Raw genomic sequence first — 16,515 nt, 5'->3', positions numbered from 1 at the left:
CATATTATATAATATAAATTAAAATGATTGGAGGTGAAAAATTTGGCTCAAAAAGTAAAAAAAATTAAAAAGGTTACAAATCCATCTGATGAAAGTTTATTAGATACTTTAATATTTTCTATTGATAGAGAAATAGCAGATACAAAACAAATTGAAGATGATTTTGTAGGAATGTATGAACTTGAAAATGGTGTAGTAGAACCGCCTTATAATCCTATTCTTTGGGCATCATTGATGGAGAAAAATACAAGATTAAGTAAATTAATAAGAACTTATGCTCAAAATACAGTTGGAAGAGGTTATAAAATTAGTCCAATTGTACCATTTACTAAAGATACTACTGAGGAAGAAAAGAGAGAAATAAATAGACAAATTGAAATTGTAAATTCAGTATTTAAAAAACCTAATAAAAGAATGCCATTTAGTACAATAATGAAATTATGCAAGATTGATGAAGAGGCTACAGGAAATGGTTATTTAGAAGTCGCAAGAAATGAAGCAAATAAAATCAAAGGTTTATATCATGTACCAAGTCATACAGTTAGAGTTAGAAAAGGTGGTTTAGGATTTGTACAAATTAGAAACGGTAAAAAAGTTTATTTTAAACCTATAGGAGCAGATTTTGATATTGATATTGAAACTGGAGACAAATATCCTTTAAATTCACTTCCTTATAAAAGACGTGCTAACGAAATGATTCAATTTTTAATTTATTCACCAAGAAGTTCATATTATGGAGTTCCAAGATATACTGGTACTGCGATAGCAATTGCTGGAAATCAATTAGCTGGAAGAAGGAATTTAGCATTCTTTAAAAATGATGCAACTCCAAGATTAGTTATTTCAGTATCAAATGGTCAATTAACTCCTGATTCTGTAGCAGAAATAAAGAGTTTTGTAGAAAGTTTAGGAAAAGGTGCAGAAAATGCACATCGAGTTATGGTAATTCAAGCAAAATCAAAGATGCTTGGACCTGATGCTCAAGCTAATACAAAAATTGAAGTTACTCCTTTAACTGTAGGAATAACTGATGATGGTTCTTTTCTTAAATATAGACAAGCTAATGATGAAGAGTTAAGAGAATCTTTTGGTATTGATAGTATATTCTTGGGCAGCGGATTGACTGCTAATAGAGCTACTGCACAAATAGCTAGAAATATTACTAATGAACAAGAATTTCTACCAGATATTGAAGAAAAAGAATATATGATAAATTCTTATATTGTTGAAGCAATATTAGCTGATGAAGGTATTAAACCTGAAGATATTAAAATCAAATTTGAATTTATAAGACCAAAATCTACAGATGACGTTCAGGATGCGGAAATATTTGTAAGATACTTACAAGGTGGAGGAATAACACCGAACGATATAAGACACAAACTTGGACTTCCAGAATTTAAAGAAAAATGGGCTGATAAACCGATACAAATTGCTTTAATTGAATATCAAATGGGTCTTTATGGAGTTGGTCAAAACACTGAAAGTGCTGGTGAAGACCCGCAAAATCAAGCTAGAAATGAAGATACTACAAATGAGGGATCAAAATTACCAGAAATAGATGATAATAGTACAAAAGATGAAAAAAGTAAATTAATTAAAATGATTACTAAAGAAGTTATGAAGCAAATAAATGTACAAAATTTTATAAATAAAATATATTCAACGACAAATATAGATGCTTTTAACACAGTTTTAGAAAAGGAGAATATATCATAATTAAAAAGGAGGGATATTAAATGTTACCTAATTTAATTCCGATTACACAAGATATTTCTACTACTGCAACATCTATTGAAGTTGATTATCACAATTGTTATGTAAGAAATATTGGTGATTCAGACCTTTATTTTTTAGTTGACAATCCGCAACCTGTTACAAGTACGAATGGAATTTATCTAAAATCAAAGACAGATTTTCCTTTGCTGCTTTCAATTGGAACTTTACAAGCTATAGCTGCAACTGGTACTACAAAAATACAAATTATTAAACATAGTTTATGATAATCAAATGCAAAACTTTCCTAATAAATTGAGAAGTAATTTAGAATACAAGAAGGTGTTTTTATGCCTTTCGGATTTAACTGTGAATATTCAGATTTTGAAGAATGTGTAAGAGCTAACAGTGACAAAGATGATCCTGAAGCATATTGTGGATGGTTAAAAAATGAGACTGAAGATAAATGTAATGAAAAATGCAAATTGCGGACAACTAATAAGGAGGTTAAAGAGATGCCACAAGCAACTACTGAGATAATAAAAAGATTTGAATTTCCATTACAAGTTATGAAAGCTTACAAAAAAGAAAAAGATGGAACTACAAAATATTATGTTGAAGCCATTGCATCAGATACTGGAATAGATTATTACATGGAGCGTATGTCTGAAAATGCAATAAAAAAGATGGTTGAACAAGTAAAAAAAGGAGTTATTATTTTACCAACACATTGGGATACATTTGAAATTGGAAAAACTGTTGATGGAGAAGCAATTGAAGGAAATCCGTTTATAGAAAATAGTAAAGATGCTGCAGCTGATACAGGAACTGATAAGTTAATTGCTTTAAAAGTTACTATTGAATTAGATGATAAATATCCAGAAGCTATGTCATTATATGATGAAGTTGAAAAAGGAAGTCCTACAAAACAATTAAGTGTTGGAGGTTGGTTAAATCCAGATAACGAGGATGCTGCATATTGGGAAAAAGTCGAAGCAACTATTACACTTCCTAATGGAAGTCAAACAACTGAAACTTATTGGATTTTTGTTTTAGACGATCTTATTCTTGACCATATTGCTATAACAAGGGCTGGTCATGCTGCTAATGAAAGGACTGGATTTTTATCTGCTATTTCTAAATCATTACAATGTGATTTAAACAATAAATTTGAAGTTATAAGAACTAATTTTGATAGTATTAAAAATTTCAATAAATATAAAACTAAAGCTAAAATGTTTGTTGAAAAACCCATCGAAAAAAGTAAAAATGGAGGTGAAAAAAATAAAATTGAATTTGGTACTATAACTGAATTTAGTACTACAACTGTTGAGTTACTTAAAAAAGATCTTGTAGATGCATTAAGGTCAGCACTTATTTCAAAGTCTCAAGATAAGGAGGGTAATATAATGCCTAATGAGGAGGTAAAAAAGACAAATACAGAAGAAACTAAAACTGATTCTGCTTCTGTAGAAAAAGCTACACAAGAAGTTAGCACAGTTGCTGTTGATGATGAAGTAAAAGATACATCTAAAGAAAAATCTAAAGCAGATGAAACAACAAAACCAAATGAAGAAGTATCTAAATCGAAAGAAGAAATAAAAACAGATAAAACTGAAGAAGTTTCAAAATCAACAGATAAAAAAGAAGATGTTGTTGCAAAACAAGAACTTGATATTCAATCTTTAATTGAAAAATCAATACAAAATGTAGTTAATAATACTATAAAATCTATTATTGAAGAAACTTTAAAAACTCAAATTACTCCTTTAGCTGAAAAAGTTAAATCAATCGAAAATAATATAGCTGGAAGTAAATCAATTGAAGGACAAGATGAATTAGTAAAATCTACTAATGAATCTTCAAATATTTGGGCAGGATCTATATTTAATAAGAGTATTGTTGATATTGTTTTAGCAAAAAAAGCTGAAATGCAAAGTAAACAAGAATAAATATAATTAATAATTAATAAGGAGGAATTAAATATGCCTACTAATACTCAAGAAATGATAATAAAAACAATTGAGTCGTCATCTTTATTAACTGGTGGTCAACTTAATCCAACTCAACAGAGAGAATTCTTCAGACTTATTAGAACTTTACCTGGTATGTTCAGTATCGCAAGATTCGAAACTGTCGATCAAAAGAAACATCACATTGACAGATTACACATTGGTGAACCCATAACTCATGCAGTGGAAGAAAACTCTAATGAAGCTCATCTAGCTACTGCAAAAACAAGCCAGATTGAAATTTACACAAAGAAACTGAAATCTAGCTGGAATATTACTACAGAAACTTTAACTGAAAACATTGAAAAAGGTAACTTCGAACAGACTATAATGGAAGGTATGACTCAGAGAATCGGTACTGACTTAGAGTTATTAGCTATTCAAGGAAATACTGTAAAATATGCTGCTGATAATACTCCATTAGGTTTACTTTTGAGAAGAGATGATGGATGGGATGTTTTGACTGAAGGTGCCCATATCGTTGATTGTGGTGGCGCTACAATCCAGAGAAGTATATTTGCAGAAATGATTAGAAGAATGCCTCAACAGTATCTTGCTGATCCTGGATTGCGTTGGATTGTTTCTAGAACAACTTATGTTGATTGGTTAGATCTTATTGCTGATCGTGGAACTGCACAAGGTGATAGAGCATTAGAAGGAAATGCTCCGGCTCCTTATGGTATTCCTATGGAACCTATACCTTTAATTCCGTCTGACAAAGAACTTAATGTTCCAACCGCAACTCCTGCAATTGTAGTTGGAACTCGTGCTGATGGATTCAGGATATTGACTGGTGTAAATGATAAATTATCTATTGCTGTAAATGGTGGTTCTGCAGTAACTATAACATTACCACAAGGTACTTGGTTTGCTTCTCAAGTTGCTAACTTCATTAATACTGCTGATGCTTCTCTTACTGGACTTGCTTCTGATGATGGTTTTGGAAGACTTATTCTTAAAACTTCTACAACTGGATCGACTGCATCAATTACAATTGGAGCTATTGCAAATAATGCTTATGCTGAATTGGGTCTTAGTGAAGGAACAATTACTGGTAAAGATTCTGGAACTGGTACTGTAAATGAAGGAACTTTTATTTGGCTTGCTAATCCGAAGAATTTCATTTATGTTTTCTTGAATGGTACTAGAGTTTATTCTGAATTTAATAAAGATTATGATCGCCTTGAAACTGTTGTTTATAATGAAATGGATGTTCAGGTAGAAAATCTTGATGCCATCGTCAAAGCTGTTAATATTCGCCGCAGAGAGATATAATGGAGGTGGCATAATTGGCAAACGAAGTATATATTCCTAAAAATTTCGGTGAAGGCGGATCACATGTTTTAACTTCTAAAAATAAAGAACTACTTGAAGCCATTGCAGACGATATTAATTCTTTGAAAGTTGCTGTTGATAATTTAATAACTAAATTTAATGCTCATTTAGCAGCAACTCATCTTGATTCAACAAATACTATATCACCAACAACTGTTACAACTAAAATAAGAAAATCTTAATATTAATAGGGAGGTTATTATAAGTGAACGTGGGCACTTTTTTTAGCCTCCGAAATGCTATAAGTCTTTCAACGAGAGGACGCTCTGGTATTTTATATTATTTTTCAAAAGGTAAACCAGTTGCTGTTGTTCGCGAAGAAGACATTGAGTTATTTCGGAGTAAAAGTGAATTGTTTGAATGTGATATATTTGGAAATCCTATACAGACGACTGCAGCATCTAACAAACCTATATCATTTGTAAAAATAAATCCTAGAGATAATTTTGTTCCAAATTCAATTCCTAAACTATTTAATGATGATAAACCTGAAGAAACAATAAAAGATGCACTAAATCCGAAATTATATGATTATGATAATGATCCAGATGTTAAGAAAAGACTTGAGCAGATAAAAAATGGTGAATTAACAGAAGCTCAAAAATTAGCTATGGGAATTGAAGTTGATGATGAAGAAGATGGAATTAAAAAGAAAAATGAAGTAAAAACTAAACCAATTAAAAAGAGTAAAATACCTGTATCAACTAAAAATGGAAAATTTAAATGTGAAAAATGTGGTAAAAAATTTGCAAAAGAAGAAGAACTTAATGATCATATGGAAATTCATGATTTAGAAGACGATTGAATAACACTCGTTATGGGGGTGGGGACAGTCTCAGTCCCCACCTTTTGAGTATAGATAGGGTGGTGATTTGATGCGATACACTACTGTTCAAACACTTTTAGCTAATGGATTTAAACGAACTACTGATAGCAAAAAAATAATTGAAATAATTCAGAATTATTCAAATTTTATAAATTCAATTACTGGTCAATATTTTTATCCAAAACAAAAAATTATAAGTAATATTGTTTTAGATGAATGGAGTAGAATTATTGTAGCTCCTGATAAAATTCCAATTGTAAAAATTAATAATATAATATATAAGATCGATAATAGTGATATACAATATATATTGTCTCCTAATGAATATATTCAATATGAAAGATATATCGAATTAGAACATTTATTTCAAATACATGATATAGAAACTGAAATTTTAATAGCTTTAGGCAGCAGCTATCCAAGATTTAGATTTACTTTAGATGGAATATTTGGTTGGATTAACAAAAAAGATATTCCGTTTGAAACTATAATTATAGAAGATTTTGATAGTAGTAAATCTTCATTAAAATTAGAATCAGTAGACGATATAAGTCCTAAAGATTTTCTAACAATAGATAAATATACTTTTTTGGTCGATACAGTAGATTATATAAACAAGGTTGTGACTTTCGACCCTGTAATAGTTTCTAAAACTGTCCCTAGTGGTACAAAAGCTGTATCCTATGGTAGTATTATACCTGATATCGAATACTGTGCTATACAGCTTTGTAAAGCTTCTGCAAAACTTGAAAATAATTATGGCGGAAGAATTTTATATGAAAAGACTGATAGATATGCTGTAAAAACAACACTTTCAATATCTGGAATTAGTAATGTAGACATGATATTATCTAATTATCAACCACCTTTATATGTTGGATTTGTATAATAGGAGGTGAATATTATGCCTCTTAATATGAATTCAGTTCCAGTCGAAATAAAACAATATGATAATGAAAATACTGTAACTTCTAAATATTTTAAAGAACCCGTTCAAGCAGGAACAAAAGTATATAAAAATACAATACAAATTGAAGCACAAGTTAATACAGCAGCTATAAACAGAAGATTATATTTAGGAATTGGTGACGACCAAGGTATTGCAGGATATTTAGTTGCATTGAAAGATGAACTAGATGATTTAAATGTACAATTAAAACCTGGAGACATAATTACAAAAATCGGAAATACAGATGTAGATTATAGAATTGTATCAGTTAATGAAGATTCAAAAATGTTAAGTCTTTATGATTTTGCTACACCATTATTCGTATTAATAGCTTTTGTTAACAACAAACCAAAAGTCGGTGGTGTATTATAAATGCCTAGGGTTAATTGGAGATCATCACAGGTTAGTTATAGAACTGGAGCAAATGCTAAAGCAAGTAAAATTCCGACTAAATTGGGTAAAAATTTAAATTATGGTGATTTTGCACAGCCAAAAGATTTTGGAGTTCAGCTTTTTGGTGATTGGGAAGAATTCAGAGATTGGCTTGGAATAGGTTATTATGATTATAAAGGTATGATAAAAACATATGATGTGTTACAATTTGAAGATAGAATTGAAGCTGCTCTGAACGAAGCTGCTAAAAAATCTGTAAAATTATTAGTTAGTGAAATTAAAAAAGGATTAAAAGACGGAGGATATGGGGATAAAAAATTTAAACCTTTAAGTTCAGCTACAATTCAACTTCGTAAAACTAAAGCAGGCGAAAGAGGAGAAAAAGCAAAAACTTGGGTTGGTGCTACAGCAGTAGGATATATAAAAGGAAGAAAACCCTTGTTAAGAACTGGTGATTTATATAGATCTATTTCTGGACAAGTTTTAGAAAAAGGATCATTCTTTGTTGGAATTCCAAATGGAATTAAAAATAGAGAAGGACAACCATTAACAATGATTGGTTATGTTATGGAAAGAGGAATGGTTTTAAGAGTTACTTCAAAAATAGCTGCTTGGTTTGCATCTCAAGGAGTTCCATTAAAAGATACAACTACACATATTTTTATTCCAGCAAGACCATTTTTACAACCAGTCTTAAAATCAAATAGAGCAAAAATTTACAAAATATATCGTGATGAAATTAATAAATTTTTATTTACAGTCAAAGGATTTTCACAAAAACAAATTAAATATTTCTTAAGACGTAGAGGAATGAAATATAAAGAATCTGCTGAACAAGAATCTAGAGGAACTGTTGCAGCAGCTAAAAGAACTACTACAACGAAAACTCGCACTAGTGTAACTGATAAAGTAAAAAATGTAATTAAAACTCAAGAACATAAAGAACCACTTAAAACTCAGCTTTTTGTAGGTACAAAGCCTGACCCTACACAATTTACTCCAGTAAAAAATCCAAGACCCGGGAGAACATTGCCTAAAGGTGGATTTTGGACGTCAACATTTACTGGTAAAGAAACAATGTCTGACTATGTAAGATATATGAAACGTGAAGCTTTAAGATTTAAAGCTGGTTCTAAAGCATATTTATTAGAACCTGACCCTAATGCAAAAATATTTAGGGTTAATAATTATGAAGATTTTATGAATATGGTTTCAAAATATGGAATTGGTAAAAATGATGAATTTACAATAGACTTTGAAAGAATGTCAAAAGACTATGATGCAGTTCACATATCTAGAAGTGGATTAAAAGCAGTTACTGACTTCAGTAAAGATATGGGTCTTTTTGACTGGACAAGCGAAAGTACTTTATGGTTTAGATTTGATAAATTAAAGCCGTATAAAAAACAAGAATAATTATACGGAGCTGATTTTTATGGAACTTAATCAATTTACTGTATTAAAGGATGCTACTATTGAATTATGTAAAATATTTGAAAATGTTGGATTTAATAATATTTCAGTAACTAATGACCCTGATTACTATGAAATATCTTTAGAAAGAGATGAAAAATTTCCAGCTTTAATTTTTATTGGACCTAGATTAATTCACAATAGATTTGTCCAAGGTCAAGGTCTTTATTCTACTGAAATTATTAAAGATATACAAAATCAAACTTTTATTGAAAAAAAATCCCCTCGGATAATAGATGTAATTTATAATTTAATTATATTGGGGGAAAATGATCAAGAAGTAATGAATGCTGTTTTGAATATAATAGCAATTTTCGATAAAGAAGTTACTATTACAGTGAATAATATCCAACATAGAGTTTATCTTCCAGATTATCCTGATATAAATAATATGGTCAATGAATCACAGCTTATACAAGCAGGTTGTACTATTTTAATCGAAGGACTTGAACTTGAGACTAGTACTACTAGTACTACTGGTTATATTGCAACTGATATTATTATAAGACCAAGTGTTAAAAAGTAAGTTTATAAAGGGAGGTGAATTACAATTGGAAGTTAAAATTCTGAACAAACTTGGCTGTAGTCTAGCAATAAATAAGAAAAAAGGAGGAATGTATTTATTAAAAACAGGAGTAAATAAAGTTGAGTTAAATGATTTTGTATCTGAAGAAATCGAAGCATTAAAAGCAAATAATATAATTGTTATAAAAGAAATACCAAAAATTGAATATAATAGTTCTAAAGAAGATAATTCTGAAGAAAATGCAATTGTTTATGGAAGCATAATTGAAGATTCATCTGACAAAAAGAATAAAAAGATAAAGAAATAAAAGGAGGGATTTATAATGCCCGGTGTAATAGTTGAGAGAATAAGTAAACGATCTCCAAGATCAAATACAAATGATTTAGCAATATTTGTTTCTGGTCCTGCTGAATGGGGCCCTTTCGATCCAACAATAGTTACAAGTGTAAATGATTTCGAAAATAAATTCGGAAGTCCTATAGCTGCCAGTTGGGCTTATCAAGGTATTAAGCAGTTCTTTGATGAAAGAGGAGTAGGAGAAGTTTGGTTTAATCGAATTGCTCACTATACTGATGTAACAACTCCTTCAACTATAACTGCTGTAAAAGCTTCTATAACAATACAAGACAGAGCTGCAGTACCTGTAGATACTCTCAAAGTTGAAGCATTGTATGCAGGTGAATTAGGTAATCAAATTAGTGTAATAATTAATAATGCAACTGTAGATTCAGCAAACAAGTTTAAAGTAACAGTAAAACTTAAAAATAGTATTGTTGAAACATTTGATGAATTATCGATGGATATTACAAGTGACGATTATGTAGAGAAAAAAATAAATGGATTTTCAAGTTATATCAACGTTACAGATCTAGATTCTACTACACAGATACCAAGTAGAAATCCTGCAATTGGAACTTATGTTTTAACAAATGGAGATAATGGTATTACAGGTTTAACTGATGATGACTGGATAGGAAATTCTACAGCAAAAACAGGAATTTATAAATTCGACTTTGTAAAGAATAGAAGATTTATAATGATAGCTCCTGGTCAAACATCAAGAAAAGTTATAAAAGCAATGGCTGATTATTGTTACAATAGACAAGTTGGATATTGTATTGCTCAAGCTCCTTATGGAGTAAGTGACAAAGTCGCAGTAGATTTTAAGAATGGAACTGGATCTTATTCATCGGATAACATTGGTGGTTTGTGGTATAATGAACTTTCAATTTATCATCCATGGGGTTATGGAAAAATATTGACTCAAAATGTTTTTGGTCCTGTATCAGTAGAAGGTGCTATAGCTGCTAATCATTCTAAAACACAATATAGAAGAGGTGTTGCAAAAGCTCCTGCAGGATTAGAAGATGGTTATATTTCTAATTTAAGTATTTTAGGAGTAGCTTCTGCAGTAGATGCTGATTATTTGAATTCTAATGGAATTTGTCCCATAGTTAATTTCGATAATTTTGGAACTGTGTTATGGGGTGCAAGAACAACATCAACTGACTCGAATTATGATCAAATTCAAATTACTACTACTGTACAATGGTTTACTCAATGGTGTTATGACAATCTTCTTAAATATACATTTGAACCGATTATAAGTAGCACTTTTGACAAGATAACAATTGATGCATTAAAAGTTCTTTCTGATAAATATGCACAAGGATGGTTTGATGACGGAGGAACTGGAGATCCTAATGAAGCATATTACTTCCAATGTGATTATGGTAATAACACTCCAGAAACAATAGCTAATAGAAATATTATTATTGATTTTGGTGTAAGACCTCCGGGAGCTGCGGAGATAATTAAAGTAAGACTGTCTCTATACAGTGGTACTTCGAGTTAAATATTTTTATATTAAAAAAATAGTAGACGATGCTTAGACACAGTCTAGCATCGTCTACATTTAAAAAGGAGGGTAAAATAAATATGGCTCGAGAAGCATATGCTGCTAATTATTATGACAATTATGCATTCCTTGTAAGGATTGATGGTTTTGTAAAAGCTGGTTTTTCAAGTGCATCTGGTCTTGAATCTGAAGTTGAAGTAATTGAACATTGGGAGGGTGCTAATTTAATTGCACATAAATCTCCTGGTAAAGTAAGCAACAATAATATAACATTAGAGCGTGGAGAAACAGACAATTTAGATATGTATAACTGGTACAAAAAATGTTATGATGTTCAAACAGGACAAGGTGAAGCCGACATGAGTAAATTAAAAAAGAATATTATTATAGAACAACAAGACAGATCTGGAAAAGTATTAAAGAAATGGAGAGTTTATGGAGCTTGGCCAAGAGCTTACAAACACTCTGACTGGTCTGGAGATGGAAATGAAAAAAATATTGAAACACTAGAAATAGTTAATGATGGATTTGAACCTGTTCTTCCATAACATTATACACATATTAGAAGGGCCTTCTATTTAACCCACGTTGGAAGGCCCTTATTAATAAATTTCAAACATAAAATAAAATGGAGGTTAAAGTATGTTAGATATTCAAATCGGTAAACTTGTTAAATTTCCTTCTGGTTTTGAATCTGAAGTAAAAAAAATGACTGGTAAAGCACAAAATGCTCTTGCTAATCGAAAATTAGTAAAAGAAGGAACAGTTTTTGATGAAGTTATAAAAGAATGTATACCTTATGCCCAAGAATCTGATTTAAATGAATGGTTAATAGGTGATAAATATTTTGCAATGGTTGCAATAAGAATTGTTACATTTGGAAGTAAATTTGATTTTAGAGTAAAATGTCCTTATTGCGATACTACAAGTCAATACTGGTTTAATTTAAAAGACTTAGATGTAAAATATTTAAATGGAAGACCAACTGAAAATCTTAAATTTAGATTACCCAATTGTGGAAAAGAAGTAACTTTTCACTTACTTAAAGGTAAACACGAAAAAATGATGCAAGAAATACTAAAGAAAAAATCTGATAAACTTATTACTTCATTATTAATGTTAAGAACAGATAGTATTGAAGGAGAGCCAATGGTAGACGAAGATTTTTTTGAAAATCTTGATGCAGATGATATTTATGCATTTCGTGAATATGTAGATGAATGTGATTGTGGAATAGAAACTACAATTAACCTTGAATGTCCTGAATGTGAAGCTGAATTTGAAAGTGAACTACCTATTGACTCAAATTTTTTCTTTCCCAAAAGTCTAAAGAAGAGATAATGGAAGAAATATTTTTTGCAAGTTACGGTGGATTAATAACGATAACACTAAATGATTTTATGAATATGTCAGTAGATGATATTGATTGGTTTTTAAATAGATTAGCAGAAGAAAAGAAACGAGAAAAAAATGCAATTGAATCTGCAGCTAGACATAGTAGAAGATAGAGGAGGTGAATTAAATATAAAATGTTAAACGCATTAGGATTAGGACTAATATTAACAATGAGAGATTATGCTTCAATGCCCGCTGGAAGAATACAGCGGGCATTGCTTGGTTTAGATGAAACAGCAAGACAATTTTCTTACAGATTTATTGTAGCCATGTACCAAGCTAGAGAAGGTATGGATATGATGGCTACTGGTACTGTAGCATTATTAGCGCCTTTCGGAATTTTAGCTTCGTCATTTGAAACGCAAAGTAAATTATATCAAGTTGTAGCTCAAGGTTTAACTGATATAAATTTACTTTTAGATAAATCGTTAGAAATATCAAACAAATATGCTGGTATTACGAGAGCTAATTTTATGGAAGCAGCATATTGGATTAGATCAGGAATGTATTGGTTAAGTGATGAAGAAGTTGCAAAGTTTGCTGCAAATGCAACAATAGTTGCTAAAGCTACAAGAGCTGATACTGAAGAAATGGCAAATCTTTTTGCTACTGCTCATGGTATATTCAAAGATCTGTATAGAGATATGTCTGATGAACAATTCATGAATATGTTTGCTGGTGGTTTAACTGAAGCTGTTAGAGCATTTAAAACTGAAGGTCATCAAATGGTTTTAGCATTCAATGATTTAAATGCTGACGCTTCTGCAGTATTATACAATATGGAAGAACAATTAGCAGCATTAGGACTTTTACAACAGACAATGCCTGGTAGTAGGGCTGGAACGAGATTAAGAGCATTTGTACAAGGTGCTATTGAAGCTGCTCAAGAATTTAATTATCCTATTACTGATGCTGAAGGTCATTTATTAAATATTGCAGATTTAGTCGATAGAATTAAAAAAGATTTTGTTAAAATACCAGAAGGTTTTGATATTACTAAATATGAAACTATTGAAGATGCTATGAAAGCAATAGAAATATCAAGTGGTGCACAAGTCAAAAATATATATGCTCTACGAAAAGCATTTGGTTCAAGAGAAGCTTTTTCAGTATTACAGTTATTATGGAATAGAACAGATCAATTAAGAGAAATGCAAGAAATAGTAAGAAATGGCATGATGCAAGGAATGACAGTTGCTGAAAGAATGGCATATATTATTGACCAAGGTATAGGAGAAAGATTACAAATTCTTCAACAAAGAGTTCATAATTTCTTTGAATTGATTACAGAAGCTATACAGGGTCCAGCAAAAGCTGTCATAGATTTTGCAAGTAGCTTTATGATATTAGCACAAAATTTCATAAAAACTAATCCTACAATAGTTAAATTAACGTTTTCTATAGTTACATTAACAGGTGCTTTACTATTTTTAGCTGGTGTTATATGGACTGTAATTGGAATTCAAAAATTGATGAGTAGTACTATGTATTTGGCAATACAAAGAACTTTTCAAATGATACAAGGAATGAAATTGTTATTCACTACATTTACACCTATAATATTAGCAATTTCTGCATTATATTTAGCATATAAATCAAATTTTGCTGGAATTAGAGATATACTAGATTCAATAGGTAATAGAATGAAACAATTTGCATATAATACAGTTATGGTTATAAGAGGTTTATGGCAGTTAGTAACTTCATTAAATAATTTAAGATATGGCTATATAAGTGCTGAACTCAAATCTATGTTAGAATCTTTAGGATTATGGGATTTTGTAAAACATTTATTTATGGGTTATGTAAGAATTAAAATATTTTTAACAAATTTTGTTACTAGTATAGAAAATACATTCGAAATAATAAAAGCAATAGTTACTCCAATGATAGATATTATTTATACAATATTTAAACCTATAATCAGTTTAATTATGTTAGCTGGTCGCGCATTTGGATTTTTAGGAGAATCAGTAACTGAATCTGATGTAGAAAAATTTAGACTTTTTGGAAAAGTACTTGGTAGTATATTAGGACCTTTAGTAGCATTTAAAAGTATAGGTTGGATTTTTAATTCAATTAAAACAGTTCAAAATTTCTTTGCTGCACAAAGATTAAATTGGCAAAAAATATTAACTAATGTATTAACTCCAATAAAGATTAAAAAATTAACAGGAGAAGCTAAAAAAGCTTATAAAGAAGTTTTATGGGCGTTAGATGAAATGCAAAATAGAACTATGTCACAAGCTACAAGACGTTCTATGAAAGCATTAATATATCATCATGTTAAAAAATATGACTTGCAAGATTTCTTCCCTGAAATTGCAGAACAAATGAAGAAAATGAGTACAAAAACAAAAGTTCCAGCTCAAACTATAAGAAAAAGTTTTTGGCAAAACTTTATAGGGTATATCTTCACAATACCTTCTAATATTGTAAAACTTATGCAAAATACAACAAAAAGAATTCAAGACTCTGCAAAATTCATACAACAATTTGGAATACAGAAAGGTATAAGTACTTTAATTAAAAATATTATACAGTCTGCTAACGTGCAAAAATTAAAAAACTTTTCTAAACAAGTTTTAAAATGGTTAATTACTCCGTTTTCAAATTTGTGGAAATTTACTGTAAGATTTTTTGATGCAAGTGAAAGAATAATTAGAGCTATCGAAAGGTTTGTAATTGACTTATATAAAGCATTTGTAGATTTAATAAAAGCAGTATTCAACTTTGCAAAAGTATTTTTAAAAGCTATGATTCCAGTATTCAAACAATTTGGAATGTGGATATGGAGAAGTATAGTAAGTTTAGCTAAATTTTCTTTTGAAATAGGAAAAACTATAATTAAAGATTTTATACAGTTAGTAAAATGGATAGGAATTGCAATTGTAAAACTTGCGATTTTTGCTGGAAGAACAATTATGGCTGCCGTAACTTCATTAGTAAATTTAGGTATAGCTTTAGGACAAGCTGTTGCTGGATTTATTGCGATGGCACTTTCTCTTGGTCCTGTATTGTTAATAACATTAGCTGTTATAGCATTAGGTTTGGCAGTATATTTATTGTGGAAAAACTGGGATAAAGTAGTGCAAAAATTTAACGAATTTAAAGAAGGAATAATTAAAAGTCCACTTATACAAAAAATTATAGAAATTGGAAAATATATTAAAGATCATATAGTTGATCCTATTATAAAAGCATTAGAAGCAGTTGCAAAATTCTTAGGATTAGACACTAGAAGTGAATTTTATGGTGGACCAAATGGTACTGGAGCATCTCCAATTCCAACAACAAATAGACAAAGAGTTAAATTACCAACTGAAGAACCTATTAATTTTATCGCACCATATGCAGCTGGACAAAATGATAATCTATTGCAGCAATTGCAGGATATGCAACGTTATATAAATGTAGCAAATCAAATGAGAAGTGAAAATGTTGTTTATGTACAACTTGATGGTAAAACAGTTGCACAAGCGATTGCAAATCGCGTCGATAATCAAAATAGAAGAAGAGTATATGATAACATTCCCAAATAAAATAGGAGGTGAATTTTAATGTATACTGGAAACACAAAAATTATAAAAGCATATTTAGTTGATTGGAATACATCTGAAAAAATTATATTCCAGTATAATCCTCCAGAATGGGAAGATCGAAGATCAGTTAATTATACTGAAATTGTTATACCAGGAATTTCTCATCCAGTTTATCAATATGTTGCAAGTGGAGAAAGATCAGTAAATTTTACAATACAATTAAATGCTATGTATAATAAAAATGCTATGTATATCGCTCACTGGATAAGAGCAAGAACTTATCCAGTGAGATCTAATATTTCTATTCAAAATGCACCTCACAAAGTTGTATTTATATGGCCAAATGCTATTTCACTTTTAGGAGTTATAACAGATGCAAACAGAAAAATAGAAGACCATTTTCCAGACGGTAGAATAAAATTAATGTCATTAGAAGTTACAATAAAAGAAGCTATTAAAAAATCTTGGTCTTTCGATATGGTGAGGTGAT

The 16,515-nt window shown here is 30.1% G+C and carries 17 protein-coding genes; all 17 read left to right on the top strand.

Annotated features, from left to right (window positions below; genetic code table 11):
- The first annotated feature begins 42 nt into the window (after window positions 1-42).
- The 17 genes from JG780_RS00250 (at window position 43) to JG780_RS00170 (ending at window position 16,514) form a co-directional block, all read left to right on the top strand.
- Complete coding sequence (locus JG780_RS00250; RefSeq protein ID WP_287568828.1) at window positions 43-1,719, top strand: phage portal protein; 1,677 nt, start codon at window positions 43-45, stop codon at window positions 1,717-1,719.
- A 20-nt stretch (window positions 1,720-1,739) separates the two neighbouring features.
- The gene (locus JG780_RS00245) at window positions 1,740-2,003 is read left to right on the top strand and encodes a hypothetical protein (protein ID WP_287568827.1); all 264 of its coding nucleotides are present in this window, start codon (window positions 1,740-1,742) and stop codon (window positions 2,001-2,003) included.
- A gap of 63 nt (window positions 2,004-2,066) precedes the next feature.
- Window positions 2,067-3,668: a hypothetical protein gene (locus JG780_RS00240; protein WP_287568826.1), complete on the top strand. Its 1,602-nt coding sequence runs from the start codon at window positions 2,067-2,069 to the stop codon at window positions 3,666-3,668.
- Between the two features lie 33 nt (window positions 3,669-3,701).
- A complete protein-coding gene (locus JG780_RS00235) occupies window positions 3,702-5,003 on the top strand; it encodes a phage major capsid family protein (protein WP_287568825.1) in 1,302 nt (433 codons plus the stop codon).
- A gap of 14 nt (window positions 5,004-5,017) precedes the next feature.
- Window positions 5,018-5,245: a hypothetical protein gene (locus JG780_RS00230; protein WP_287568824.1), complete on the top strand. Its 228-nt coding sequence runs from the start codon at window positions 5,018-5,020 to the stop codon at window positions 5,243-5,245.
- A gap of 23 nt (window positions 5,246-5,268) precedes the next feature.
- On the top strand, window positions 5,269-5,868 hold the full coding sequence (locus tag JG780_RS00225) for a C2H2-type zinc finger protein (RefSeq protein ID WP_287568823.1): 600 nt from the start codon (window positions 5,269-5,271) through the stop codon (window positions 5,866-5,868).
- A 70-nt stretch (window positions 5,869-5,938) separates the two neighbouring features.
- Window positions 5,939-6,778 carry a hypothetical protein gene (locus JG780_RS00220; RefSeq protein ID WP_287568822.1) on the top strand — a complete coding sequence of 280 codons (840 nt, stop codon included), beginning with the start codon at window positions 5,939-5,941 and terminating at the stop codon, window positions 6,776-6,778.
- Window positions 6,779-6,793: 15 nt separating this feature from the next.
- Window positions 6,794-7,210 (top strand): hypothetical protein, encoded by a 417-nt coding sequence (locus JG780_RS00215; RefSeq protein ID WP_287568821.1) that lies wholly within the window; start codon window positions 6,794-6,796, stop codon window positions 7,208-7,210.
- A complete protein-coding gene (locus JG780_RS00210; RefSeq protein WP_287568820.1) occupies window positions 7,211-8,647 on the top strand; it encodes a hypothetical protein in 1,437 nt (478 codons plus the stop codon). It begins immediately after the preceding gene.
- A gap of 19 nt (window positions 8,648-8,666) precedes the next feature.
- The gene (locus JG780_RS00205; protein WP_287568819.1) at window positions 8,667-9,230 is read left to right on the top strand and encodes a hypothetical protein; all 564 of its coding nucleotides are present in this window, start codon (window positions 8,667-8,669) and stop codon (window positions 9,228-9,230) included.
- Between the two features lie 25 nt (window positions 9,231-9,255).
- Window positions 9,256-9,537 (top strand): hypothetical protein, encoded by a 282-nt coding sequence (locus JG780_RS00200; RefSeq protein WP_287568818.1) that lies wholly within the window; start codon window positions 9,256-9,258, stop codon window positions 9,535-9,537.
- A gap of 15 nt (window positions 9,538-9,552) precedes the next feature.
- Window positions 9,553-11,085, top strand: coding sequence for a phage tail sheath N-terminal beta-sandwich domain-containing protein (locus JG780_RS00195; RefSeq protein ID WP_287568817.1), 1,533 nt, complete (start codon window positions 9,553-9,555; stop codon window positions 11,083-11,085).
- Window positions 11,086-11,168: 83 nt separating this feature from the next.
- Complete coding sequence (locus tag JG780_RS00190) at window positions 11,169-11,636, top strand: phage tail protein (RefSeq protein ID WP_287568816.1); 468 nt, start codon at window positions 11,169-11,171, stop codon at window positions 11,634-11,636.
- 94 nt (window positions 11,637-11,730) lie between these two features.
- The gene (locus JG780_RS00185; RefSeq protein ID WP_287568815.1) at window positions 11,731-12,429 is read left to right on the top strand and encodes a T4 family baseplate hub assembly chaperone; all 699 of its coding nucleotides are present in this window, start codon (window positions 11,731-11,733) and stop codon (window positions 12,427-12,429) included.
- Window positions 12,429-12,596 carry a hypothetical protein gene (locus JG780_RS00180; protein ID WP_287568814.1) on the top strand — a complete coding sequence of 56 codons (168 nt, stop codon included), beginning with the start codon at window positions 12,429-12,431 and terminating at the stop codon, window positions 12,594-12,596. The genes JG780_RS00185 and JG780_RS00180 overlap by 1 nt, the downstream gene beginning before the upstream one ends.
- 21 nt (window positions 12,597-12,617) lie before the next feature.
- Entirely contained in the window at window positions 12,618-16,025 is a 3,408-nt protein-coding gene (locus tag JG780_RS00175; protein ID WP_287568813.1) for a phage tail tape measure protein, read from the top strand.
- Window positions 16,026-16,043: 18 nt separating this feature from the next.
- Window positions 16,044-16,514, top strand: a complete 471-nt coding sequence (locus tag JG780_RS00170; RefSeq protein ID WP_287568812.1) for a hypothetical protein — start codon at window positions 16,044-16,046, stop codon at window positions 16,512-16,514.
- Window position 16,515 lies beyond the last annotated feature (1 nt).

It is taken from the genome of Thermosipho sp. (in: thermotogales) (genome assembly GCF_020054775.1).
GTDB classification, from domain to species: Bacteria; Thermotogota; Thermotogae; order Thermotogales; family Fervidobacteriaceae; genus Thermosipho; species Thermosipho africanus.
Note: the sequence above shows the minus strand (reverse complement) of the source record. Positions and strands in the feature narration are given on the sequence as shown.

What these genes read in the sequence shown, in the direction of transcription:
- JG780_RS00245 (WP_287568827.1), top strand. Translation starts at nt 1,740, where the DNA reads ATGTTACCTAATTTAATTCCGATTACACAAGATATTTCTACTACTGCA.
- JG780_RS00240 (WP_287568826.1), top strand. Translation starts at nt 2,067, where the DNA reads ATGCCTTTCGGATTTAACTGTGAATATTCAGATTTTGAAGAATGTGTA.
- JG780_RS00235 (WP_287568825.1), top strand. Translation starts at nt 3,702, where the DNA reads ATGCCTACTAATACTCAAGAAATGATAATAAAAACAATTGAGTCGTCA.
- JG780_RS00220 (WP_287568822.1), top strand. Translation starts at nt 5,939, where the DNA reads ATGCGATACACTACTGTTCAAACACTTTTAGCTAATGGATTTAAACGA.
- JG780_RS00215 (WP_287568821.1), top strand. Translation starts at nt 6,794, where the DNA reads ATGCCTCTTAATATGAATTCAGTTCCAGTCGAAATAAAACAATATGAT.
- JG780_RS00210 (WP_287568820.1), top strand. Translation starts at nt 7,211, where the DNA reads ATGCCTAGGGTTAATTGGAGATCATCACAGGTTAGTTATAGAACTGGA.
- JG780_RS00205 (WP_287568819.1), top strand. Translation starts at nt 8,667, where the DNA reads ATGGAACTTAATCAATTTACTGTATTAAAGGATGCTACTATTGAATTA.
- JG780_RS00195 (WP_287568817.1), top strand. Translation starts at nt 9,553, where the DNA reads ATGCCCGGTGTAATAGTTGAGAGAATAAGTAAACGATCTCCAAGATCA.
- JG780_RS00190 (WP_287568816.1), top strand. Translation starts at nt 11,169, where the DNA reads ATGGCTCGAGAAGCATATGCTGCTAATTATTATGACAATTATGCATTC.
- JG780_RS00185 (WP_287568815.1), top strand. Translation starts at nt 11,731, where the DNA reads ATGTTAGATATTCAAATCGGTAAACTTGTTAAATTTCCTTCTGGTTTT.
- JG780_RS00180 (WP_287568814.1), top strand. Translation starts at nt 12,429, where the DNA reads ATGGAAGAAATATTTTTTGCAAGTTACGGTGGATTAATAACGATAACA.
- JG780_RS00175 (WP_287568813.1), top strand. Translation starts at nt 12,618, where the DNA reads ATGTTAAACGCATTAGGATTAGGACTAATATTAACAATGAGAGATTAT.
- JG780_RS00170 (WP_287568812.1), top strand. Translation starts at nt 16,044, where the DNA reads ATGTATACTGGAAACACAAAAATTATAAAAGCATATTTAGTTGATTGG.